22 protein-coding genes are annotated in these 22,927 nt (G+C 74.2%); 10 read left to right on the forward strand and 12 right to left on the reverse strand.

Translation table 11 applies throughout. From position 1 onward, the window contains the following. Nucleotides 1-28 precede the first annotated feature (28 nt). From AC6CH9_RS20555 to AC6CH9_RS20590, 8 genes are all read right to left on the reverse strand, one after another. A complete protein-coding gene (locus AC6CH9_RS20555; RefSeq protein ID WP_498156560.1) occupies nucleotides 29-1,129 on the reverse strand; it encodes an LLM class flavin-dependent oxidoreductase in 1,101 nt (366 codons plus the stop codon). Nucleotides 1,130-1,355: 226 nt separating this feature from the next. Beyond that, the gene (locus AC6CH9_RS20560; protein WP_204538222.1) at nucleotides 1,356-1,658 is read right to left on the reverse strand and encodes a hypothetical protein; all 303 of its coding nucleotides are present in this window, start codon (nucleotides 1,656-1,658) and stop codon (nucleotides 1,356-1,358) included. 166 nt (nucleotides 1,659-1,824) lie between these two features. After that, nucleotides 1,825-3,465 carry a bifunctional phosphatase PAP2/diacylglycerol kinase family protein gene (locus tag AC6CH9_RS20565; protein ID WP_498156561.1) on the reverse strand — a complete coding sequence of 547 codons (1,641 nt, stop codon included), beginning with the start codon at nucleotides 3,463-3,465 and terminating at the stop codon, nucleotides 1,825-1,827. Between the two features lie 63 nt (nucleotides 3,466-3,528). Then, entirely contained in the window at nucleotides 3,529-4,029 is a 501-nt protein-coding gene (locus tag AC6CH9_RS20570; RefSeq protein WP_498156562.1) for a hypothetical protein, read from the reverse strand. A gap of 131 nt (nucleotides 4,030-4,160) precedes the next feature. Next, on the reverse strand, nucleotides 4,161-5,045 hold the full coding sequence (locus AC6CH9_RS20575; protein ID WP_498156563.1) for a metal ABC transporter permease: 885 nt from the start codon (nucleotides 5,043-5,045) through the stop codon (nucleotides 4,161-4,163). Continuing rightward, a complete protein-coding gene (locus tag AC6CH9_RS20580) occupies nucleotides 5,042-5,806 on the reverse strand; it encodes a metal ABC transporter ATP-binding protein (protein WP_498156564.1) in 765 nt (254 codons plus the stop codon). Before AC6CH9_RS20580 ends, AC6CH9_RS20575 begins: the two co-directional genes overlap by 4 nt. Beyond that, nucleotides 5,803-6,780 carry a metal ABC transporter substrate-binding protein gene (locus AC6CH9_RS20585; RefSeq protein WP_498156565.1) on the reverse strand — a complete coding sequence of 326 codons (978 nt, stop codon included), beginning with the start codon at nucleotides 6,778-6,780 and terminating at the stop codon, nucleotides 5,803-5,805. The genes AC6CH9_RS20580 and AC6CH9_RS20585 overlap by 4 nt, the downstream gene beginning before the upstream one ends. A 393-nt stretch (nucleotides 6,781-7,173) precedes the next feature. Further along, a complete protein-coding gene (locus tag AC6CH9_RS20590; protein ID WP_498156566.1) occupies nucleotides 7,174-7,998 on the reverse strand; it encodes an IclR family transcriptional regulator in 825 nt (274 codons plus the stop codon). 34 nt (nucleotides 7,999-8,032) lie between these two features. Here AC6CH9_RS20590 and AC6CH9_RS20595 point away from each other — a divergent pair, with 34 nt between their 5' ends. After that, nucleotides 8,033-8,560, forward strand: a complete 528-nt coding sequence (locus AC6CH9_RS20595) for a helix-turn-helix transcriptional regulator (RefSeq protein WP_498156567.1) — start codon at nucleotides 8,033-8,035, stop codon at nucleotides 8,558-8,560. Between the two features lie 10 nt (nucleotides 8,561-8,570). Then, complete coding sequence (locus AC6CH9_RS20600) at nucleotides 8,571-8,981, forward strand: VOC family protein (RefSeq protein ID WP_047231031.1); 411 nt, start codon at nucleotides 8,571-8,573, stop codon at nucleotides 8,979-8,981. A 5-nt stretch (nucleotides 8,982-8,986) separates the two neighbouring features. Here AC6CH9_RS20600 and AC6CH9_RS20605 read toward each other — a convergent pair whose 3' ends face one another. Beyond that, complete coding sequence (locus AC6CH9_RS20605) at nucleotides 8,987-9,907, reverse strand: LysR family transcriptional regulator (protein ID WP_472864956.1); 921 nt, start codon at nucleotides 9,905-9,907, stop codon at nucleotides 8,987-8,989. 132 nt (nucleotides 9,908-10,039) lie between these two features. Here AC6CH9_RS20605 and AC6CH9_RS20610 point away from each other — a divergent pair, with 132 nt between their 5' ends. The 7 genes from AC6CH9_RS20610 to AC6CH9_RS20640 all read left to right on the forward strand — a co-directional run bounded on the left by AC6CH9_RS20610 (nucleotide 10,040) and on the right by AC6CH9_RS20640 (nucleotide 19,553). Next, the gene (locus AC6CH9_RS20610; RefSeq protein WP_205205596.1) at nucleotides 10,040-10,330 is read left to right on the forward strand and encodes a hypothetical protein; all 291 of its coding nucleotides are present in this window, start codon (nucleotides 10,040-10,042) and stop codon (nucleotides 10,328-10,330) included. A 110-nt stretch (nucleotides 10,331-10,440) separates the two neighbouring features. Beyond that, entirely contained in the window at nucleotides 10,441-10,914 is a 474-nt protein-coding gene (locus tag AC6CH9_RS20615; RefSeq protein WP_498156568.1) for a nitroreductase family deazaflavin-dependent oxidoreductase, read from the forward strand. Nucleotides 10,915-11,098: 184 nt separating this feature from the next. Continuing rightward, nucleotides 11,099-13,483: an ATP-binding cassette domain-containing protein gene (locus AC6CH9_RS20620; protein ID WP_498156569.1), complete on the forward strand. Its 2,385-nt coding sequence runs from the start codon at nucleotides 11,099-11,101 to the stop codon at nucleotides 13,481-13,483. 174 nt (nucleotides 13,484-13,657) lie between these two features. Next, nucleotides 13,658-14,641: an Abi family protein gene (locus AC6CH9_RS20625; RefSeq protein ID WP_498156570.1), complete on the forward strand. Its 984-nt coding sequence runs from the start codon at nucleotides 13,658-13,660 to the stop codon at nucleotides 14,639-14,641. Nucleotides 14,642-14,792: 151 nt separating this feature from the next. Further along, nucleotides 14,793-16,463 (forward strand): histidine ammonia-lyase, encoded by a 1,671-nt coding sequence (hutH, locus tag AC6CH9_RS20630; RefSeq protein WP_498156571.1) that lies wholly within the window; start codon nucleotides 14,793-14,795, stop codon nucleotides 16,461-16,463. A gap of 31 nt (nucleotides 16,464-16,494) precedes the next feature. Continuing rightward, nucleotides 16,495-18,159, forward strand: coding sequence for a urocanate hydratase (hutU, locus tag AC6CH9_RS20635; RefSeq protein ID WP_498156572.1), 1,665 nt, complete (start codon nucleotides 16,495-16,497; stop codon nucleotides 18,157-18,159). Between the two features lie 35 nt (nucleotides 18,160-18,194). Then, nucleotides 18,195-19,553, forward strand: coding sequence for an amidohydrolase family protein (locus tag AC6CH9_RS20640; protein WP_498156573.1), 1,359 nt, complete (start codon nucleotides 18,195-18,197; stop codon nucleotides 19,551-19,553). Nucleotides 19,554-19,651: 98 nt separating this feature from the next. Here the strand turns inward: AC6CH9_RS20640 and AC6CH9_RS20645 are convergent, their stop codons facing one another. From AC6CH9_RS20645 to AC6CH9_RS20655, 3 genes are read right to left on the reverse strand one after another with little or no spacing between them, the layout of a single operon-like run. Then, nucleotides 19,652-20,704: an arginase family protein gene (locus AC6CH9_RS20645; RefSeq protein WP_498156574.1), complete on the reverse strand. Its 1,053-nt coding sequence runs from the start codon at nucleotides 20,702-20,704 to the stop codon at nucleotides 19,652-19,654. A 37-nt stretch (nucleotides 20,705-20,741) separates the two neighbouring features. Continuing rightward, nucleotides 20,742-21,119: a DUF1304 domain-containing protein gene (locus AC6CH9_RS20650; protein WP_498156575.1), complete on the reverse strand. Its 378-nt coding sequence runs from the start codon at nucleotides 21,117-21,119 to the stop codon at nucleotides 20,742-20,744. Further along, complete coding sequence (locus tag AC6CH9_RS20655; protein WP_498156576.1) at nucleotides 21,116-21,805, reverse strand: maleylpyruvate isomerase family mycothiol-dependent enzyme; 690 nt, start codon at nucleotides 21,803-21,805, stop codon at nucleotides 21,116-21,118. Before AC6CH9_RS20655 ends, AC6CH9_RS20650 begins: the two co-directional genes overlap by 4 nt. Nucleotides 21,806-21,894: 89 nt before the next feature. On the opposite strand from AC6CH9_RS20655, the gene AC6CH9_RS20660 reads away from it, so the two are divergent. Further along, on the forward strand, nucleotides 21,895-22,335 hold the full coding sequence (locus tag AC6CH9_RS20660) for a MarR family winged helix-turn-helix transcriptional regulator (protein WP_498156577.1): 441 nt from the start codon (nucleotides 21,895-21,897) through the stop codon (nucleotides 22,333-22,335). The last annotated feature ends 592 nt before the right edge of the window (nucleotides 22,336-22,927 follow it).

The following is a 22,927-nucleotide window of genomic DNA, read 5'->3' on the forward strand; positions in this document are numbered from 1 at the left end:
CGGGGGCGGGCGGGGGCGCGGGTGGGGCTCAGGACTCCGCGAGGAGCTCGCGGACGCGGGGGATGACCTGTGTGCCGTAGAGCTCGATGCTGCGGAGCATCGTCTCGTGCGGCAGCGTGCCGGTCGAGTACTTGAGGTCGAACCGGCCGGCCCCGAGGAGTCGCACCGTCCGGGCGATCTTGCGCGCGACCGTCTCGGGCGAGCCGACGTAGAGCGACCCGTCGCGCACGTCGTGGGCGAAGCGCCCGCGGTGGTAGGCGGGCCAGCCGCGCTCGCGCCCGATGCGGTTGTTCATCGCCGCGAAGTGCTCGTAGACCTCCTCCTGCGCCTGCTCGTCCGTGTCGGCGACGTGGCCGGGCGAGTGGACGCCGACCGGCAGCACCGGGTTGCCGAGCTCCTCGACCGCGCGGTGGTAGAGGTCCACGTAGGGGCGGAACCGCTCGGGCTCGCCGCCGATGATCGCGAGCATGAGGCCCAGCCCGTGCCGCGCGGTCCGCACGACCGACTCGGGCGAGCCGCCCACGCCGACCCATGTGCGGAGCCGACCGCTCTCGGTCTTGGGCCAGACCTCCTGGTCGGCCAGGCCCGCGCGCGTCGTGCCCGACCACGTGACCGGACCCTCGTCCAGGAGGCGGACGAACAGGTCGAGCTTCTCCTCGAACAGCACCTCGTAGTCCGCGAGGTCGTACCCGAACAGCGGGAACGACTCGATGAACGACCCGCGCCCGAGGATGACCTCCGCCCGCCCGCCGGACAGCGCGTCGAGCGTGGAGAACCGCTCGAAGACGCGCACCGGGTCGTCGGAGCTGAGCACGGTCACCGCGGAGCCGAGGCGGATGCGCGACGTCCGCGTCGCGATCCCGGCGAGCACGACCTCGGGCGCGCTGATGGCGAAGTCCGCGCGGTGGTGCTCGCCGACGCCGAAGAAGTCGACCCCGACCTGGTCCGCGAGCACCGCCTCCTCGACGACGTCGCGGATCGTGCGCGCCCCGCTGAGCAGCGCACCGTCCGGGCCTGCGGTCACGTCGCCGAACGTGTCGAGGCCCAGCTCGACCGTCGTGGGGTCCGACGGCGGCCCGGAGGTGGTGCGCTCCGGCCCGGCGGGGGTGGAGGGAGTCGTGTCGGTCATCGTGTGCTCCTGCGGTCGGTCGACCGTCGGCGGACTGGTGCTCTCACCGGCGGCGCGGTCGTGCGCCGTCTCAACCGTGCCCGGCCGTGGGATCTTCCGCGACCCGGCGGGCGTGCCGGGTGGACGGCCCGGAGCAGCCCGTGGGGCGCACGGGTCACGACGACGGCCGCCGCCCCGGGAGGGACGACGGCCGTCGGACGAGGCGCCGGCAGGAGGCGCTGCGACGTCAGTACGTCGAGGTCACGGCACCGTTCGCGACGAGCGCGGCGATCGCGACGATGTAGATGATCGTCCCGATGGCGCCGAGCACCGTGAAGATGATGCTGAGGATGAGGCCCCACTTGGCGAGCTGGTTGTCGAAGCCCGCCTCCTTGCTCTTCTTGCGCGCGATCGCGCTGACGACGATGCCCGCGATGGCGAAGACGAACGCGAGCACGAAGCCCACGATGCCCAGGGTCTTGCCCGGGTCCTCGATGGGGGCGGCGTAGCCGGCGGGGGCCTGCGGGGCGGCGGGGTACTGCTGGGCCATGTTCTTCTGCTTTCTGGGTGGGCCGACGTGGCCGGGTCCTGTGGCGGCGCGGACGGGTCGTCCGCGCGCGTGCGGGGCTCATTGTGGGCCATGTCGAGTGTGTCTGAACAGGGGGAGTTCTCCCCGATGTCGGTGAAAGCACGACAAAAGGGAGAGAAGCGACGTCCTAGCCCGCAGTCGGGTCGCGTGGCGCGTAGATCCGCACCGCGCCGGGCCGCATCGTGAGACGGACGGTGACCGCGCCGCCGCCGTCGAGCGCGAGAGTCTCGCCGTCGTGCGCCAGCACCACGGGTAGCGGTCCGGCGGCCTCGGGCGAGGCCCCGCCGTCGGGCGCGGAGGGCTCGTCCGGGCCGACCACCGCTCCCTGGGCGGGGAACCGCAGCTCGAGCGTCGGGACCGCCGTCGCGTCGACGACGAGGTGCCGCCGCACGCCGGGCACCCGGCGCGCGAGGCAGGTCCCCGTGTCGCCCGCCGCGACCTCGAGGAACGTGCGCAGCCGGCTCGCGCGCCGCTCCGCGCGCGCCGTGCGGACGTCGAGCACGCCGTCGTCCAGCCGGCGTCGCTCGACCGGGGCGAGGCTCTGGGGGTAGTAGCGGTTCACGCCGGCGAACAGCGACCAGTACTCACCCTCGTGCCCGTCCACCGCCATCCGCACCCGGTGCGCGCGCCGCAGCACCCGAGCCGCGGCGAGCACCGCCGCCGGCCACTTGCCGAGGCGGTGCTCGTGCTTCTCGCGCTCCGTGACGAGCTCGGGGTAGACGCCCGCCGAGAAGGTGTTGAGCACCGTCCGTGGCGGGCCGTCGGCCCCGTCGACCTCGAGGTCTGCGACGTCGATCGTCACGCCCGAGCCGGTACGGACGGCCGCGACCGTCGCGCCCATGGACGTGAGGTCGGCCGCCCGCGCGAAGTGGTTGAGCGTGCCGCCGGGGAAGACGGCGAGCGGCAGGTCGTGCGCGCGGGCCGCCGCTGCGGCCGTGGAGACGGTGCCGTCGCCACCGCTGATGCCGAGGGCGCGGGCGCCGTCCGCGGCGGCGTCGTCGAACAGGCGGCGCAGGTCGTCGTCCTCGCTCAGCACGTGCACCGCGGCTCGCGGCAGGCCCTCGCGCAGCGCGACGAGCGGGTCCTCCTTGAGCAGTCGGCCCGACCCCGCGGCCGGGTTGACGACGACGAAGAGGCCCACCCCGTCGTCGAGCGCGGGGACGTCCGCGGGCGGCCCCGCCGGGACGTCGGGGCGTTGCTCGGCACGGCCGGGGACGAGCACGCGACCCGCGAGCGCGACCCCGACGCCCAGCGCCGCGCCCGCGGCGACGTCCGAGAACCAGTGCGAGCCCGTGTGCAGGCGCGAGTACAGGATGAGCCCGGCGAGCGGCGTGAGCGCCAGCCCGACCGTCGGCCACTCGATCGCGACGCCCGTGACGAACGCGGCGGCCGACGCCGAGTGGCCCGACGGGAACGAGGGCGACGTCGGCGGGTCCGCCACGCGGCGCCACAGGGGAAGGCCGTCGAGCGACGGGCGCACGCCCCCGAACACGGTCTTGCCGACGACGTTCGCGAGGACGCTCGACACGAGCAGCGAGCCGTAGCCGCGCAGGGCGGCGTCGCGCCCGCGGCGCCCGGTGGCGGCGATCCCGACCGCGGCCCCGGCCCACAGCACGCTGTGGTCGGCCCACGTCGAGAGCCGGGAGAGCGCGGTGTCGGCGGCGGCCCCCAGCGCGCGGCGGTTCGTCCAGCGGTTCACCGCGCGGTCGAGGCGGGCGACCCCGGGGATCGCCTCGTGCGGCTTGACGATCCCGGTGATGCGCGGCATCCCGCCATCGTAGGAAGCCTCGTGACGGGCCGCGCGGCGGCGGCCGCCTCGCGAGGCGCGGGGTCAGACCCCGGCGCGGCTCGTCTCGCCGCGGAGCACGTCGATGTGGGCCTGCAGGCGCTCCAGCGCGACGGCGACGCCCTCGCCCGCGTCGTGCGCGAGGTTCGTCACGTGGCGGAGCTGGGCGGACGCCGCGTCGAGCGCGACCTGCGCGTCGGCGAGCGCGACGGCGGCGCGACCGTCGGCCGCCTCGTCGTCGTCGGTCGCGCGCTCGAGCGCGGAGCGGGCCTCGTCCGTCGCGGCCTCGACCGACTCGACGGCGTCGAGCACGTCGTTGCGGAGCACGGGGTGCAGGGCGGGGAGCTGGGCGTGCACGCGGTCGAGGTCGTTCCCGATGGTCTCCGTCTGGACCTGCGCGTCGGCGATGAGCTGCTGGACCTCGGCGGCGCTCGCCGTCGAGCACATCGGGAGCATCATGGACAGCGCGAGCAGGCTCGCCGCGGCGAACCGGGCAGACGTGCGCGTGCGCTGCGGCGTCGTGGGCTCGCTCGTCCTCGCTGACATGGCACCCAGTCTCCCGGTCGAACCTGAGAAGAGCCAGGGAATCGTGGGCGAATTCATGGAGATTTCGCACACAGCGCACGCGGGCGACACGTCGCCCGTCGTCCGGAACGGGCGCATCCGGCAGAGCGACGTCAGACCCGGGCGAGGCGGCGGCGTCGTGCGGTGACCACGCGGGTCCCGATCAGGCCGTGGCGCGGGCTGAACAGGTAGGCGAGCGCGAACGCGACCCCCAGCGCCACGACGACCGTGCCGCCCGACGCGGTGTCGAGGTAGTAGCTCACGTAGATGCCGACGACCCCGCACACCGCCGCGACGAGCGGCGCGATCCACAGCATGCGCGAGAACCGGTCGGTGAGCAGGTAGGCCGTCGCGCCGGGCGTGATGAGCAGCGCGACCACCAGCACGACCCCGACCGCCTGGAGCGCGACGACGACGGTCAGCGCGAGCAGGCCGAGCAGCAGTGCGCCGAGCCGCCGCGGCGACAGCCCGATCGCGTGCGCGTGCGTGGGGTCGAACGCGTAGAGCGTGAGGTCGCGCCGCTTGAGCACGACGACGGCGAGCGTCACCGCGCCGAGGGCCAGCACCTGGAGCAGGTCGGCGCGCGACACCCCGAGGAGGTTGCCGAACAGGATGTGGTTGAGGTCGGTCTGGCTCGGCGTCACCGAGATGAGGACGAGGCCGAGCGCGAAGAGCGTCGTGAACACGACGCCGATGGCCGCGTCCTCCTTCACGCGGCTCGTGTCCCGGACCGCGCCGATGAGCAGGACGGCGAGCAGCCCGAACACGAGCGCGCCGAGCGCGAACGGCGCCCCCGCGACGTATGCGAGCACGACGCCGGGCAGCACCGCGTGCGAGACGGCGTCGCCCATGAGCGACCACCCGACGAGCACGAGCCAGCACGACAGCACGCCGCACACGATCCCCGCGGTGACCGTGACCGCGAGCGCGGTCCGCAGGAACTCGAACGACAGGGGCTCGGTGAGCCGTTCGACGAGCACGGCGAGGACGTCGGTCACGGGGCCACCTCCACGCCGAACGCGAGCGCGAGGTTCTCGGGCCGCAGGACCTCCGCGGGCGTCGAGTGCAGCAGGACGCGCTGCTGGAGCAGCACGGCCTCGTCCGCGAGCTCGGGCAGCGCGTGCAGGTCGTGGGTCGAGACGAGGACGGTCGCGCCGTCGGCCGCGAGCTCGCGCAGCAGCGCGGTGATCGTGGCCTCCGTGCGCTTGTCGATGCCGGCGAACGGCTCGTCGAGCAGGAGGATCGTCGCGCCCTGCGCGAGCCCCCGGGCGACGAACGCGCGCTTGCGCTGCCCACCCGAGAGCGCACCGATCTGCCGGTCCGCGAGGTCGGTGAGCTCGACGCGCTCGAGCGCGTGCGCGACCGCCTCGCGGTCGGCCGGCCGCGTGCGTCGGGTGAACCCCTGGTAGCCGTAGCGGCCGGTCATGACGACGTCGCGCACGCTCAGCGGGAACGCCCAGTCCACGTCCTCGCTCTGCGGCACGTACCCCACGGCCTGGGCGCGCCGGGCGCGGGCCGGGGGTGCGCCGTCGACCAGCACGGTGCCGCGGTCCGGCCGGACCATGCCCATGACCGCCTTGAACAGCGTCGACTTGCCCGACCCGTTCATGCCCACGAGCCCGCACACGGTGCCCGGCCCGCCCGCCGACCCCAGGGCGAGGGTCGCGCCGTCGAGCGCGAGGACGTCGCCGTAGTGGACGGTGAGGTCGCGCACGTCGATCGCGGGCGTGCCCGACGGCGTCCGCGCGCCCGCGCTCACGCGTCGCCCCCCGCCGTGGTCCCGGTGAGGCCCGCGACGATGGTCTGCGTGTCGTGCCGCAGGAGGTCGAGATAGGTCGGCACGGGGCCGCCGGGCTCCGAGAGCGAGTCGACGTAGAGCGTGCCGCCGAACGCCGCCCCGGACTCCAGCGCGACCTGGCGCATCGCCTTGTCCGAGACCGTGGACTCGCAGAACACCGCCGGGACGTCGTGCTCCTCGACGAACTCGATCGCGCCGACCACCGACCGTGGCGTCGCCTGCTGCTCCGCGTTCACCGCCCACAGGTACTGCTCGGCGAGGCCCGCGTCGCGCGCGAGGTAGGAGAACGCGCCCTCGCACGAGACGAGCGCGCGGTGGCCCTCGGGGAGCGCGTCGAGCGCGTCGGTCAGCTCGCCATGGACGGCCGCGAGCTCGGCCGAGTACGCCGCGGCGTTCGCCGCGTAGGCGTCGGCGTGCGCGGGGTCGAGCTCGGCGAACGCGTCGGCCATGTTCTGCACGTACAGCTGACCGTTCACGGGCGACATCCACGCGTGCGGGTTGTCCTTGCCCTGGTACTCCTCGGCGGTGTCGTCGCCGAGCGCGATCGGGTCGACGCCCTCGCTCACGACGACGTGCGGCACGTCCAGCCCGTCGACGAACCGCCCGAACCACGCCTCGAGCCCCATGCCGTTGTCGAGGATCAGGTCTGCGTCCGCCGCCCTGCGGAGGTCGCCCGGCGTCGGCTCGTAACCGTGGATCTCCGCGCCGACCTTGGTGATCGACTCGACGCGCAGGTGGTCGCCCGCGACGTTCTGCGCCATGTCCGCGAGCACGGTGAACGTCGTGAGCACGACTGGCCGGCCGTCGTCGACGGCGGCCCCACCGCCCGCGTCGGTCCCGGCGGAGCACCCGGCGAGAGCGAGCGCGGTCACCGTCGCCAGCGCGACGACCCGACTGGCGGTTCTTCCGGCAACCCGGGACACGAAGTTCGGCATACCGAAAAATCTAGTCCGCACGCCCGATGGACGCAACGGCCCCGCCCGCCGAGGAGCACCCCGATCGCGCGAGGTAGAGCCGTGGTCCGCCGGAGTAGAGCCCTGGTCGCGCGGGGTAGTGCCGTGGTCGTGCCCGACGGCGGTCAGCCCGGGCGAGCGACGACCAGGGCGAGGCAGAGCCGGGCGGGGTGGGTGGTGGTGCCGCGTCGTGGCGGGCCTGGCGGGAGCCGCGAGGAACGAGCGGCGGATGGTAGACGCGGCACCACCACCCACGCCGCCCACCCAACCCGACCACGCGTCGTCGGCCACAGACCTCGCGCGACCAGGGGTCGACTTCGGCGGACCAGGGCTCTACTCCGGCGGACCAGGGCTCTACCTCGGCGGACCAGGGCTCTACCTCGGCGGACCAGGATTCTCCCTCGGCGGACCAGGATTCTCCCTCGGCGGGGTGGGGTTCTCCCTCGCGCCGAGACGGCGGCTCACCTCGGTGGCCGCGCGGCCGACGGCGGCGGCGAGCTCGGCGCGACGGGCGGGCGGGGCGTCGTCGGCCCAGAAGGTGAGGGCGATGCCGGCGACGGGGAGGCCGGTGTGGTCCACCGCCGCGTGCGCGACGGACGCGAGACCGGGCGTGACCTCGCCGTCCTCCTCCGCCCAGCCGCGCCGTCGGACGCCGCGCAGGACCTCGCGCAGCGCGCCGAGGGACTGCGGCCCGACGCCCGTGCGGTCGGCGAACGCGGCGGCGTTCGGGAACAGGGCGCGGACCTGGGCTGCGGGCAGGCCGGAGAGGACGGCGCGACCGCTCGCGGTGAGGTGGGCGGGGAGGCGGACGTCGACGTCGGTCACGAGCGTGGGGCGGCGCGGTGCGCGCTGCTCGACGAGGTAGAGGACCTCGCGACCGTTGAGGACGGCGAGGTGCGCGCTCTCGCCGGTCGACTCGACGAGGCGCGCGACGACGGGCCGCGCGAGGCGGGCGAGCGGCGCCTGGCGCGCGTACGCGGACCCGAGCGCGAGCGACGCCGTCCCCAGCCCGTACCGGTGCTCTTCGGGCAGGTGCGTCACGAAGCCCTCGTCCACGAGGACGGACAGCAGGTGGTAGACGGTCGAGCGGGGGAGCCCGAGGCCCTGCGCGACGGCGGCCGCGGGCGACGGGCCGGCCTGCGCGGCGAGGTACGTGAGCACGCGGACGGCTTGGCGCGCGGCGGGGACGTCGCTCGGCATGGAGACCACGGTAGGCGCGTGGCACGATCGAGGCGTGACGACCCTGCCGGACGACCAGCGCCTGCGCGACCTCGCGCGGCTGCGGCGCGTGCGGGACCGGATCGACCGCGAGTACGCGCAGCCGCTCGACGTCGCGGCGCTCGCGGCCGGCGTGCACGTGTCGGCCGGGCACCTGAGCCGCGAGTTCAAGGCCGCGTACGGGGAGTCGGTGTACGCGTACCTCATGACGCGGCGCATCGAGCGCGCGAAGGCGCTGCTGCGGCGCGGCGACCTGAGCGTCACGGACGTGTGCTTCGCGGTCGGGTGCTCGTCGCTCGGGACGTTCAGCACGCGGTTCACGGAGCTCGTGGGCGTACCGCCGAGCGTGTACCGACGTCGCGCGGCGGAGTCCGACGCCGCGTCCCCCGCCCTCGCGGAGTCCCGGACGGCCGCGGCGGCCGTCTCACGCGGCATCGGGACCGACCCCGGTGCGGAGCGCCTCGACGGGATGCCGGCGTGCGTCGCGCGCCGCGTCACGCGACCGGTCAGGAATCGAGAAGCGCCGGCGGGACGACGGTCCTAGCGTCGTTCCCATGAACCTCACCATCAACTCCAGCTTCCTGCCCCAGACCGACCCCGACGCCTCGCTGGCCTTCTACCGCGACGTCCTCGGCTTCGAGATCCGCAACGACGTCGGCTACGAGGGGATGCGGTGGATCACCGTGGGCCCGGCCGACCAGCCGGACACCGCGATCGTGCTGCACCCGCCGGCCGCGACGCCGGGCCTCAGCGACGACGACAAGCGCGCGCTCCTGGAGATCGTGGCCAAGGGCGCCTACTTCGGCGTGAACCTCGCGACGGCGGACGTCGACGAGACGTTCGCGCGGATCGAGGCGGCGGGGGCGGAGGTCGTGCAGGAGCCGATCGACCAGCCCTACGGCGTGCGCGACTGCGCGTTCCGCGACCCGGCGGGCAACGAGATCCGCATCCAGCAGCGCCGCTGAGGTCGTCAGACCCGGCCGCTCGACCCCGCGGCCTCGAGGTCGAGCGTGAGAGCGAGCGGCCCGAGCTCGGCCGCGACCTGGGAGAACTCGGCGACGAGCGGGGGGATCGGCCCGGCGCGCCGGACGAGCCCCCAGCGCAGCACCGGCCGCTCGTCGAGCGGTACGTAGGCGACGTCCGAACGCTCGAGATAGCGGATGCCCTGGGCGCACGCGACGGCGACGCCGTCGCCGGACATGACGCGCCACAGCACCTCCTCGCGCGTCGGCGCGGTGCCGCCGCGATCGGGCTCGCTGCGGGGGACGGGGCTGACGGCGTCCTCCCAGTAGTCGGGGACCGGCAGCCCGGAGGGCAGGACGTTCTCGTCGGCCAGCTCCGCCACGGACACCGACGAGCGCGTGGCCAGCGGGTGCGTCCTCCCGACGGCGAGCACGATCGGTTCGGTGAAGGTCACCGGGCCGACCGCGAGGTCCTTCTCCTCGACGGGCAGCCACAGGAGCGCGACGTCGACCTCGCCGTCGCGCAGGAGGCGGAAGGGCTCGTCGATGCGGACCTCGCGCATGCGCAGGTCGACGTGCGGGTTGCGGGCGCGGAACAGCGCCGTGACGGGGGCGAGCTCCTGCCACAGGGGTCCCATGACGCCGAACGTCAGGGTCTCGCGCGCGGCCCGTGCGGTGCTCGCGGCGGACTCGACGCCCTCGAGGATCCGGCGGTACCCGGCCTCGAGGTCGGCCCGGAGCTGCTCCCCGAGGGGCGTGAGCGTGACGCGCCGGCTGGTGCGCTCGAACAGGGGCGCGCCGATCCGGCGCTCCTGCTTGGCGATCGCCTGGCTCACCCGGGGCGCCGACACGTGCAGGCGCTCCGCCGTGCGCCCGAAGTGCAGCTCCTCGGCGAGCGTCAGGAAGATCTCGATGTCACGCAGCTCCACCCGACGATCGTCGCGTTCGTTAACCCCGGACGCAACCACCGTTGCGGGATCGGCCGTTGTTCGCGCGACCGCCCGGGCCGAGCCTGGAAGGGCACGGCGAGAGGCGTCGGGCAGGATCGGGAGGAGACGACCATGGCCGTCGTCAGGACGCACCGGTACACGGTGGAGACGGGCCGGCTGGCCCAGATGCTCGAGCAGCGCAGCGCGCTGATCCAGGGGCTGCGCGCGGCGAACCCCGCGTTCACCGCGGCCACGCTCGTCCGGCTCGAGGACGGGACGTACCTCGACATCTGGCGGTGGGACTCGGCCGCCGCGATGCAGACGGCGGCGCAGGCCGCGCGCGACGTCCCGCTCGTCGGGGCGACGCTCGGCCTCACCACCGACCACGAGGCGCTCGACGGCGAGGTGCTGGACGAGCGCTGAGGACCGCCGTCGTCGCCGGTGACCAGGGCGGGGACGACGGCCCGGACGGGCGGGCCGCGACCGACGCGGCCACGCAGGCACGGCTGGACCGACGCAGGAGGAGCAGGACGATGAGCACCGAAGGACGGACGACGAACGACGCGGGCCGCACCCCGGGCACGCCGGGACGGTTCTCGCGCTGGATGCAGCGCCGCTCGAACGCGCGCCTCGTGCGCAAGGTCCGTGGCGGCAAGGCGACGTTCATGGGGATGGACGTCCTCGTGCTGCACACGGTCGGCCGCCGCAGCGGCGCGCCGCGCGAGACGCCGCTCATGTGGCTGCCGGACGAGGGCGACGCCGTCCTCGTCGTCGCCTCGGGAGGCGGCAGCCGCAACCCGGACTGGCACGCCAACCTCGCGGCGCACCCCGACGACGTCGCGATCGAGCTGCCGGGGCGCGCCCCCGTCCCGGCGACGCCTCAGGAGCTCGACGGCGCGGACCGGGAGCGCGCCTGGCAGCGCGTCGCGACGGCGCAGCCGCGCATCGCGAGGTACCAGAGCAAGGCCGAGCGGCAGTACCCGCTCGTGCGGCTCACGCCGCGGTGAGTTCCGCCCGCGCGGCCGGTCCTGTCACCGGGTCTGCCGCGCGGCGCAGCAGAATCCACGCGCCGGACCGACCGGCTCTCGGGCAGACTTTCGACTGCCGAGGTCGGATGGTCGACGCCGTCGACCGGCCGGTGGACCGGGTCGCCGGTGGAGGCGCGACGAGGCTCGACGACGAGGAGACACGATGAGCACGGCAACGACGACGGGAACCCAGACCTCGGTGCCCCAGGACCCGGACGCGCACGACGTCATCCGAGTCCAGGGGGCGCGGGCGAACAACCTCCAGGACGTGAGCGTCGAGATCCCCAAGCGGCGCCTCACGGTGTTCACGGGCGTCTCGGGGTCTGGCAAGAGCTCGCTCGTGTTCGACACGGTCGCGGCGGAGTCGCAGCGCCTCATCAACGAGACGTACCCGGCGTTCCTCCAGGGCTTCATGCCCACGCTCGACCGCCCCGACGTCGACGTCCTCGAGGGGCTCACCACCGCGATCGTCGTGGACCAGGAGCGCCTGGGCGCCAACCCGCGGTCCACCGTCGGCACGGTGACCGACGCCAACGCGATCCTCCGGGTGCTGTTCAGCCGGTTCGGCGAGCCGCAGGTGGGGCCGCCCACGGCGTTCTCCTTCAACATCCCCGCGCGCAAGGCGAGCGGCATCATGACGTCGGCCACCGGCGAGAAGACGATCGTCCGCAACGCGATCTACCACGGCGGCATGTGCCCGCGGTGCGAGGGGCGCGGCGCGGTCTCGGACCTCGACCTCACCGAGATCTTCGACGACTCGAAGTCCCTGCTCGACGGCGCGATCAAGGTCCCGGGGTACACCGCCGACGGGTGGATGGTGCGCGGGTTCGCCGAGTCGGGGTTCTTCCCGGGCGACCGGCCCATCCGCGAGTTCACCGAGCAGCAGATGCAGGACTTCCTCTACAAGGAGCCCACCAAGATCAAGGCGATGGGGATCAACGTCACCTACGAGGGCCTGATCCCCAAGATCCAGAAGTCGATGTTCTCCAAGGACGTCGACTCGCTCCAGCCGCACGTCCGCGCGTTCGTCGAGCGCGCCGCGACGTTCGCGCCGTGCCCCGACTGCGGTGGCACGCGCCTGTCCGAGTCGGCGCGCTCGTCGAAGATCCGCGGCGTGAACATCGCCGACCTGTGCGCGATGCAGATCACCGACCTCGCCGCGTGGATCCGGGATCTTGACGACCCGAACATGGCGCCGGTCGTGAACGCGCTCGGCGACAACCTCGCGTCGTTCGTCGAGCTCGGGCTGGGCTACCTCAGCCTCGACCGGCCGTCGGGCACGCTGTCGGGCGGCGAGTCGCAGCGCATCAAGATGCTGCGCCACCTCGGGTCGTCGCTCACGGACGTCACCTACGTCTTCGACGAGCCGACCATCGGTCTGCACCCGCACGACATCGACCGCATGAACGGCCTCCTGCTCCAGCTGCGCGACAAGGGGAACACCGTCCTCGTCGTCGAGCACAAGCCGGAGACGATCGTCATCGCGGACCACGTCGTCGACCTCGGCCCGGGCGCGGGCACGGCCGGCGGGCACGTGACGTTCGAGGGCACGGTCGACGGGCTCCGGGCGAGCGACACCGTGACCGGTCGCCACCTCGACGACCGGGCGACGCTCAAGGACGCGGTGCGGACGTCGTCGGGGGCGCTGGAGGTCCGCGGCGCCGACGCGCACAACCTCCAGGACGTCGACGTCGACATCCCGCTCGGCGTGCTCGTCGTCGTGACGGGCGTGGCCGGGTCGGGAAAGAGCTCCCTCATCGAGGGCTCGGTCTCGCGGCGCGAGGACGTCGTGACGATCGACCAGGGCGCGGTGCGGGGGTCGCGCCGCAGCAACCCCGCGACGTACACCGGGCTGCTGGAGCCCATCCGCAAGGCGTTCGCCAAGGCCAACGGCGTCAAGCCGGCCTTGTTCAGCGCGAACTCCGAGGGCGCGTGCCCCGAGTGCAAGGGCGCGGGCGTCATCTACACCGAGCTCGGCTTCATGGAGACCGTCTCGACGCCGTGCGAGGACTGCGGGGGCCGCCGGTTCCAGGCCGCGGTGCTCGACTACACGCTCGGCGGGCTGAACATCGCCGACGTGCTCGACCTCCCGGTCGCCAAGGCGCGCGAGTTCTTCTCGTCCGGTGAGGCCAAGGTGCCCGCGGCGAAGGCGATCCTCGAGCGGCTCGACGACGTCGGCCTCGGGTACGTGAGCCTCGGCCAGCCGCTCACCACGCTGTCCGGCGGCGAGCGCCAGCGCCTCAAGCTCGCGACCCACCTCGGCGACAAGGGCGGCGTGATCGTGCTCGACGAGCCGACGACCGGTCTCCACCTCGCCGACGTGCAGAACCTCCTCGGGCTGCTCGACCGGATCGTCGACGCGGGCAAGTCCGTCATCGTCATCGAGCACCACCAGGCGGTCATGGCGCACGCGGACTGGATCATCGACCTCGGCCCCGGCGCCGGGCACGACGGCGGTCGCGTCGTCTTCGAGGGCACCCCGGCCGACCTCGTCGCGGCCCGCTCCACCCTCACGGGCGAGCACCTCGCGGCCTACGTGAAGGCCTGACGCGCCGAGCACGAGGTTGCTGTCGTGAACGCGCCCATCACGACAGCAACCCCGTGCTCGACGAGCTGCCCGTCGGGAATGTCGGCTCCCTGATGTAAGTTGTCATCAACACGGCCAGCCCCTCTGCCCGACTTCGTCGGTCACGGGCTGGTTTTCATTGCGTCAGGGGGGCGCGTGGTCACCTACTCCAAGCCATATCTGACGCTCGAGCAGCAGGTCGACCTGCTTGAGCAACGTGGTCTTCTGGTGGACCGAGCTCGAGCACTGCACGCGGTGGAGCACGTCGGGTACTACCGGCTCAGCGGGTATTGGTATCCCTATCGCCGCATCGACTCCGCAGAGAGCGCAGCTCGGGGACGGCCGGTTCGAGCCAGCGAGGTGGTCCCGGGAACCCGGTTGGACCAGGTCGTCGCGCTCTACGACTTCGACAGGCGCCTCAAGCTCCTGGTCATGGACGCGATCGAGCGAATCGAGATCGCCCTCCGGGTCGAGCTCGCCTACACGCTCGGAGCGCGCGACCCCTACGTCCACAGGGATCCGCGGGCGTTCGACGGGCGTTTCAGCAGGCCCCGCCCCCGGAGGCGGCAGCAGGAGTCTGCGCACGACGAGTGGCTGCGCAAGCTCGCACAGCTCCAAGCGCGGTCGAAGGAGGACTTCGTCGCGCACTTCAAGGACAAGTACGACGGCGATCTGACCATCTGGGTGGCCGTCGAGGTCACCGACTTCGGGATGATGTCGATCCTCTACGAGCACACGCGGCGGCCGACTCGTGACGTGATCGCCAGGAAGCGCTCCGTCACGGACGAGAGCGGCGCCGGGAACGGGGAGGCGCTGGCGAACTGGTTGCGCGTCCTGAACTTCACCCGGAACACCTGCGCTCACCACGCCCGCCTCTGGAACCGGAACTTCACGGACCAGGTGCGAGCCAGTGCTCTCGCCGGGATACCTGATCTGGCACACATCGCTGGACTCGACCCCCGCGACCAAGCACGCCTCTACCCCGCCTTGGCGATCATCCGACACCTCCTCGCAACAGTCGCGCCCGGAGACGACTGGTCGTCCCGGCTCGTCAGGTTGCTCGAGGAATTCTCCGCCGACGACGTCGTGTCTCTGAGCGACATGGGGCTCCCGGACGACTGGCGTGCGCGACTGAGCTGACCGGCGTTCGACGCGGGAGGGCACGCGCCGGTACCTCGGGTGTCCCGGCACGCCTCTTGGTGAGCCCCCGTGCCCGCCACAGTCTGGGATCCCAGACGGAACCGATCCGCTCGGGCTCCCGACACGGCGGACTGCGGTGTGTCCTGGGGGCATGGCAGCGACGACGCACTCCCCGGCCGTCTCCGACCAGGCCCGCGCCGCGCGCGCGGTCGTCGTGGGCGACGGCCCGCTGACGATCGACGACGTGGTCGACGTCGCGCGGCACGGCGCGCGCGTCCGGCTCGCCGACGCGGCGGTCGAGGCGATGGCCGCGAGCCGGGCCGTCGTCGAGGGGCTCGCGGACGACGACCGCCCGCACTACGGCGTCTCGACCGGGTTCGGCGCGCTCGCGCGGCGCCACATCCCCGTCGAGCGGCGCGCGCAGCTCCAGCTCAGCCTCGTGCGTTCCCACGCCGCGGGATCGGGGCCCGAGGTCGAGCGGGAGGTCGTGCGGGCGCTCCAGCTCCTGCGGCTCGCGACCCTGGCGACCGGACGGACCGGCGCGCGCCCCGCCGTCGCGCAGACGTACGCCGCGATGCTCGACGCCGGGATCACGCCCGTGGTGCGCGAGTTCGGCTCCCTCGGCTGCTCGGGCGACCTGGCACCGCTCGCGCACGTGGCGCTCGCCGCGCTCGGCGAGGGCGAGGTCCGCGACGCGACCGGCGCGCTCGTGCCCGCCGCCGACGCGCTCGCCGCCGCGGGGATCGCGCCGCTCGCGCTGCGCGAGAAGGAGGGCCTCGCGCTCATCAACGGCACGGACGGCATGCTCGGCATGCTCGCGCTCGCGCTGCACGACCTGCGGTCCCTGCTCACGACGGCCGACGTCGCGGCGGCGGCGAGCGTCGAGGCGCTGCTCGGCTCGGACGCGCCGTTCGCGGCCGACCTCGTGGCGATGCGCCCGCACCCCGGCCAGGCGGCGTCGGCCGCGAACCTGCGCGCCCTGCTCGACGGCTCGCCCGTCGTGGCGAGCCACCGCACGCTCGACGCCGAGGGACGCCCGGAGTGCACGCGCGTCCAGGACGCGTACTCGCTGCGCTGTGCGCCCCAGGTCCACGGCGCCGCGCGCGACACGATCGAGCACGCGGCCACCGTCGCGCGCCGCGAGCTCGCGGCGGCGATCGACAACCCGGTCGTCACGGTGGACGGGCGCGTCGAGTCGAACGGGAACTTCCACGGCGCTCCGGTCGCGTACGTGCTCGACTTCCTCGCGATCGCCGCGGCCGACGTCGCGAGCATGAGCGAGCGTCGCACCGACCGGTTCCTCGACAAGGCCCGCAACGAGGGCCTGCCGCCGTTCCTCGCCGACGACCCGGGCGTCGACTCCGGGCTGATGATCGCGCAGTACACCGCGGCGGGGATCGTCTCGGAGCTCAAGCGGCTCGCGGTGCCGTCGAGCGTCGACTCCATCCCCTCGTCCGCGATGCAGGAGGACCACGTGTCCATGGGCTGGGCCGGGGCGCGCAAGCTCCGCCGCGCCGTCGACGGCCTCGGCCGCGTCCTCGCGATCGAGCTGCTCACGGCCACGCGCGCCCTCGACCTGCGCTGCGCCCCCGACCTGCCGGCCCCCCACAGGTCCCTGGACCCCGCCATGGCTGACGGCTCGACGCGCTCGGAGCCGGCCCCGGCGCGGGGGACCGGGGCGGTGCGCGACCTCGTGCGGACCGTCGTCGACGGCCCCGGACCGGACCGCTACCTCTCGCCGGACATCGAGGCCGTGACCCGCCTCGTGGCGACCGGTGCGGTGACCGCGGCGGCGAGTGCCGCCGTCGGGCACCTGGCCTGAGACCCCACCAGAACCGAACGGAGCGAGACAGATGGTCCACGAGCTCGGCACCCCCGTCCCCGTCCGCGCGCCGCGCGGCACGACCCTCACCGCGCGGTCGTGGCAGACCGAGGCACCGCTGCGGATGCTCATGAACAACCTCGACCCCGAGGTCGCGGAGCGGCCCGACGACCTCGTCGTCTACGGCGGGACGGGCCGGGCGGCGCGTGACTGGCCGAGCTACCACGCGATCGTCCGGACGCTCACGACGCTGGCGGACGACGAGACGCTCCTCGTGCAGTCGGGCAAGCCCGTCGGGGTGCTCCGGACGCACGAGTGGGCGCCGCGCGTGCTGCTCGCGAACTCGAACCTCGTGGGCGACTGGGCGACCTGGCCCGAGTTCCGGCGGCTCGAGGCGATGGGCCTGACGATGTACGGCCAGATGACGGCCGGGTCGTGGATCTACATCGGCGCGCAGGGCATCCTCCAGGGCACGTACGAGACGCTCGGGGCCGTCGCGGCCAAGCGGTTCGGGGGCACCCTCGCCGGGACGCTGACCCTCACCGGCGGGTGCGGCGGCATGGGCGGTGCGCAGCCGCTCGCGGTGACGCTCAACGGCGGCGCGTGCCTCGTGGTCGACGTCGACCGGTCGCGCCTCGACCGCCGCGTCCGCGAGCGGTACCTCGACGCCGTCGCCGACGACCTCGACGCCGCGGTCCGCCTGGTCGAGGACGCCCGGCGCGAGCGCCGGGCGCTGTCGGTGGGCGTCGAGGGGAACAGTGCGACCGTCGTGCCGGAGCTGCTGCGGCGCGGGGTCGAGGTCGACGTCGTCACGGACCAGACGTCGGCGCACGACCCGCTGTCCTACCTGCCGGTCGGGGTGGACCTCGCGGACTGGGCCGACTACGCCGCCGCGAAGCCCGACGAGCTCACCGACCGCGCGCGCGAGTCCATGGCCCGGCACGTCGAGGGCATGGTCGGGTTCCTCGACGCGGGCGCCGAGGTGTTCGACTACGGCAACTCGATCCGCGACGAGGCGCGCCGCGGCGGGTACGGCCGCGCGTTCGACTTCCCGGGGTTCGTGCCCGCGTACATCAGGCCCCTCTTCGCGCAGGGCAAAGGGCCGTTCCGGTGGGCCGCGCTGTCCGGCGACCCGCGCGACATCGCCGCGACCGATGCCGCCGTGCTCGACCTGTTCGACGACGACCACCTCCACCGCTGGGTCCGCGCCGCCCAGGAGCGGGTCGCGTTCCAGGGCCTGCCCGCCCGCATCTGCTGGCTCGGGCACGGCGAGCGCGACCGCGCGGGGCTGGCGTTCAACGACCTCGTCGCGTCGGGCGCGGTGAGCGCGCCCGTCGTCATCGGTCGCGACCACCTCGACGCCGGGTCGGTCGCGTCCCCGTACCGCGAGACGGAGGCCATGGCCGACGGCTCCGACGCGATCGCCGACTGGCCCCTGCTCAACGCGCTGACCGCCGCGTCGTCGGGCGCGACGTGGGTCTCGATCCACCACGGCGGCGGCGTCGGCATGGGTCGCTCGATCCACGCGGGCCAGGTGTCCGTCGCGGACGGCACGCCGCTCGCCGCGGCCAAGCTCGCGCGCGTGCTCTCGAACGACCCGGGCCTCGGCGTGCTGCGCCACGTCGACGCGGGCTACGACGACGCGGTGTCCACGGCCGAGCGGAACGGCCTCCGCGTCCCGACGCGGGAGTCCTGATGGCCCACCCCCCGGTGCCGAACCCGGGGATACGGGTGGCTTCCGCGGCCGGCTCGCCCGAAACCCCGGGTTCGGCGCCGTCGGGGCCGGGGTCGGGGCCGGGGTCGGCAGGCGGGTCGACGCTGCTCACCGGGATCCGCGAGCTGACGACCAACGTGCCCGGCGGTCCCGGTGCGCGTGAAGGGGACCCGACCGGGCTGGTGACGGACGCCGTCGTGCTGCTCGACGGCGGCCGGGTCGCCTGGGCCGGGCCGGCCCGCGAGGCGCGGGACGCCGTCGGGCGCGCGCTCGACGGTCGCGCGCCGGACGCCACGGTCGACGTGGGCGGACGCGCGGTGATCCCTGGGTTCGTCGACTCGCACACGCATCTCGTGTTCGCGGGCGACCGCGCCGCCGAGTTCGAGGCGCGCATGGCGGGCCGCCCGTACGAGGCGGGCGGCATCCGCTCCACCGTCGCGGCGACGCGCGCGGCGCCCGACGACGTCCTGCGGGCAGGCCTCGCGCGGCACCTCGACGAGGCGGCCCGGCAGGGCACGACCACGGTCGAGGTGAAGAGCGGCTACGGGCTCACGGTCGCCGACGAGGAGCGGTCCGTGCGGCTCGCGCGCGAGGTGACGCCGGAGGTGACGTTCCTCGGGGCGCACGTCGTGCCCGCGGAGTTCGCCGGACGCGCCGACGCGTACGTCGACCTCGTGTGCGGCGACATGCTCGCCGCGTGCGCGCCCCACGCGCGGTGGGTCGACGTGTTCTGCGAGACCGGCGCGTTCACGCCCGAGCAGGCGCGCCGCGTCCTCGACGCCGGCACCGCAGCGGGTCTCGGCGTGCGCGTGCACGCCAACCAGCTCGGCCCGGGGGAGGGCGTGCGCCTCGCCGTCGAGCTCGGCGCCGCCGCCGTCGACCACTGCACCTACCTCACCGACGACGACGTCGCGGCGCTCGCGGGCTCGTGGTCGGGGGCCGCCGCGGGCACGGCGCCCGGGACCGGGGCGACGTCGGGCGCGGGGGCGGTCGCCGGGACCGTGGCGACCCTGCTCCCCGGCGTGGAGTTCTCCACGCGCCAGCCGTACCCCGACGCGCGACGCCTCCTCGACGCGGGCGCCGTCGTCGCGCTCGCGAGCGACTGCAACCCCGGGTCGAGCTACACGTCGTCGATGCCGCTGTGCGTCGCCCTCGCGGTCCGTGAGATGCGCATGACCGTCGCCGAGGCCGTCTGGTCCGCGACCGCGGGCGGCGCCCTCGCGCTGCGACGCGCCGACGTCGGGCACCTCGCCCCGGGCGCGCGAGCCGACGTCGTGCTGCTCGACGCCCCGAGCCGCACCCACCTCGCCTACCGCCCGGGCGTCCCGCTCGTCGCGGCGGTCTGGAAGGACGCCGTCCTCCTCCCCTCGAGATGACCACCCGCCGAACAGGCGACCCGGGCGCGTCCCGACCGCGGGGCGCGCCACGACCGCCCGTTCGACCGACCGGGACCGCCCGCTCGGTCGAGGGTTGGCTAGGTCTGCGCCGGGCTCGGGGCCGGCGCACGCAGGGCGAGGCCCGCGGCGAGCTCGAGGACGCAGAGCGCCGCCAGGCGGACGGTTCGACCGTCGGGGGCGTCGGCGGTGGCGTCGACCTCGACGACGTCGGCAGAGCGGAGACGCTCGTCGACCGCCGCGGCCCGGACGAGGGCGCGCAGCTCCCACGCGGCGATGCCGCCGGGGACGCTCGCGGGGCAGCCCGGGGCGACGGACCGGTCGCACACGTCGACGTCCACGTCGAGGTGCACCGGCCCGCCCGCGGCGCCGGCGATCGCGAGCGCCGCCCGCATCACGTCCTCCGGGCCGCGGCGGCGCAGCTCGTCGACGTGCACGACCGTGATCCCCAGCTCCACCGCGCGTCGCGCGTACTCGGCGGAGTTGGCGAAGTCCGCGATCCCGACCTGCACGACCCGCCTCGGGTCGAGCCCTGCCTCGACCAGCCGTCGCACGGGCGACCCGTTCGACACGCCGTCGCGCAGGTCGTGGTGGGCGTCGAGCGTGACCAGGCCCGCGGTGCCGAGGTCGTCGCCCCATGCGCCGAGCGCCGTCGCGACGGTCACGGAGTTGTCGCCGCCGACCGCGACGAGCAGGCGCGCGCGCTCCAGGGCGGCGCCGACCGCCGCGCGCGTCCGCGCCTCGCCCTCCGCGCCGTCCGGCTCGTCGACGTCGCCGAGGTCTGCGAACGCGAGGCGCGCGAGGTCGACAGGCCCGGCACCGCCCGACGACGCTCCTCGCTCGCTCGCGACAGCCCTCGTCCCGCCCGGCCCCGTCGCGGCCGCGGGCCGCACGCGGGCGGAGGGCCCGCCGTCGGGCAGGGGACGGTCGGGAGCGAGCGCGGGACTGAACCGGCGCAGCGCGTCGCGCACGGCGGCGGGCGTCGCGTGCGCGCCGGTGGGGGAGAGCGACGTGCGCCAGGCCGGGACCCCGAGGATCGCGACATCGACGTCGGCGTCCCCGCCGAGCGGGGGCCAGCCGCCCGCCCGGGGCCAGGACGGGTCGTGGGACAGGGGCTGCGCGGCGCTGCTCACCCTCCGACCGTAGCAACGCGCCGGGTGACGGGAACCGTCAGGACGCGAGCGTCGCGAGGAGGGTCGCGAGCCCGAACCCGGACTGGCCGAGGGTCCCGGTCCACAGGCGGTGGTCGGAGATCCACAGCACGACGCCGCCGAGGGTCATGAAGCCCGCGGTGTACAGGACGAGGGTCCGACCCTCGTCCACGAGGCCGTTCGTGGCGAGCACGACCCCGAGCACCGTCCCGGCGCCGAGGAACATGTTGTAGAAGGCGACGTTGAACGCCCACAACGCGACCTCGGGCGGCGAGAAGCGCTTGCGCAGCAGGAACTGCTGGGCCCAGGGTCGGTGGAAGAAGAAGGCCTCGACGACCCCGACACCGACGTGGAGCAGGCCGGCGGCGACGGCGAGGACCTGGGCGGGCGTGCTCATGGGAGCTCCTCCCGGTCGTGCGGCGCGAACGAGCGGGCGAGGCGGCGGGCGCCGTCACCGTCCAGGTGGGCGAGGGCCGCGGGTCGCCCGGTGAGCAGCAGGAGCAGGGCGGTCATGGAGCCGGTCACCTGCTGGCCCTCGCCGCGCTGCCACGGCACGTCGGCGGCGACGAGGCGGAACCCGGCGAGCCGCCGCCGGGCGCGGAAGGGGAACGACACCGCCCACACGCGCTCGGCGGCCTCGCGGGACGCGAGCGGCGGTGCGGGGAGGTCGATCCCGAGCGCGACGGCGACGTCCTGGGCGTGGACGAGCGAGTCGACGAGGGCGACGCGCGACGAGGTCCCCGGGGCGAGGTGACGCGACGCGACGCCCGCGTGCAGCAAGGCGAGCACCTCCTCGCGCGGGCGTGCCCCGGCCTCGCGCGTGAGGAGGTCCATCATCCCGTCGAAGCTCGCGCGGCCGCGGACGAGCGCCCGCCCGAGCCCGCGCGCCAGAGCCGCGCGCGAGGAGGCGGGGGCGAGGGTGAGGTGCGCGGCGACGTCGTGGACCCGCCATCCCGTGCACAGGCTGGGGCGCTCCCAGTCGGCGGGGTCGAGACCGGCGACGAGGTCCACGAAGGAGGCCCGAGCGGTCGCGACGGCCGCCCACACGTCCTCCTCCGTCATCCAGTAGTCGGGTGCACTCATCGGAGCGCCTCCAGAACTGATACGATGATCTGACTACTTTAGTCAGCCGGACTGACGATAGCAACCCTCGGCCACCCACGGAGGCGTACGTGAGCGAGCAGGACGAGCTCAACACCGGGCTGCTCCTGTTCATCCCGTACCGCGCGCTCGAGCTGCGGGTCTACACCGCGGTCCGGGGGGCGGGGTTCGACGACGCGACGCCCGCGCAGCTCCGCGTGTTCCAGCGGGTCGGGCCACACGGCACGCGCCTCACGGAGCTCGCCGAGGCGGCGGAGATCACCAAGCAGACCGCGGGGTTCCTCGTCGACCAGCTCGAGGCCGCCGGATACGTCGAGCGCGTCCCCGACCCCGCGGACCGTCGAGCCCGCCTCGTGCGCGTGACTGCCAAGGGCGAGGCGGCGTCGCGCGTCGCCGCGGCGGAGCTGGCGCGGGTCGAGGCGGAGTGGACCGCGCACCTCGGGGTCCGCGGCATGGCCTCCCTGCGGCGCCAGCTCGCGCGCCTGCGCGAGATCACCGACCCCTGGGTCTAGTCCGGACGACGCTGCGTCCGCCACCGCCACCGCCGTCGGGCGTTGCGGCGCGCCGCGCACTTGTCCCTGGGCGACTGGTCGGCGAACGACTCACTACTTGTGCATAGCAAGCACGCGTAACAGAGATCCACGACATGCATCTTTCGACTAGACGTCGACAAAAGTAGATCCCGAAGGTACGGTCGGGTTTCGTCGGCTGACACGGGCATCCCCGATCGGTCGCACGTGCAGCCTCAGCGTCGAGCGCTCGCAGGCGCCGACCGGCGCGAGCCACGGAGGAGCGCGGCCAGAGACCCTGTGCCTCGCCTTCACGGTGCAGGCTGCTCGGCTCCCCTAGTGCGTCAAGGAGGACGTTGTGCACAGATTTTCCCCAGGCCACCGAAGGTGGTCCCGCTACGCCGCTGCGGCGGTCTCAGCCGTGATGCTGGTACCGCTGACGATCGGAGGGGCGTCCGCCCACCCGGGGCACGAGGAGGGTGCCGAGGCACCCGCGGCCGCGGAGGCCGCCCTCGACTGGAACAACTACGAGAAGATCCTGCTCAGCAAGGACACCGGCGAGCCGATCGACCTGGCCGTGCTCCCCGACTCGCGC

Source organism: Cellulosimicrobium sp. GQ32 (genome assembly GCF_059758455.1).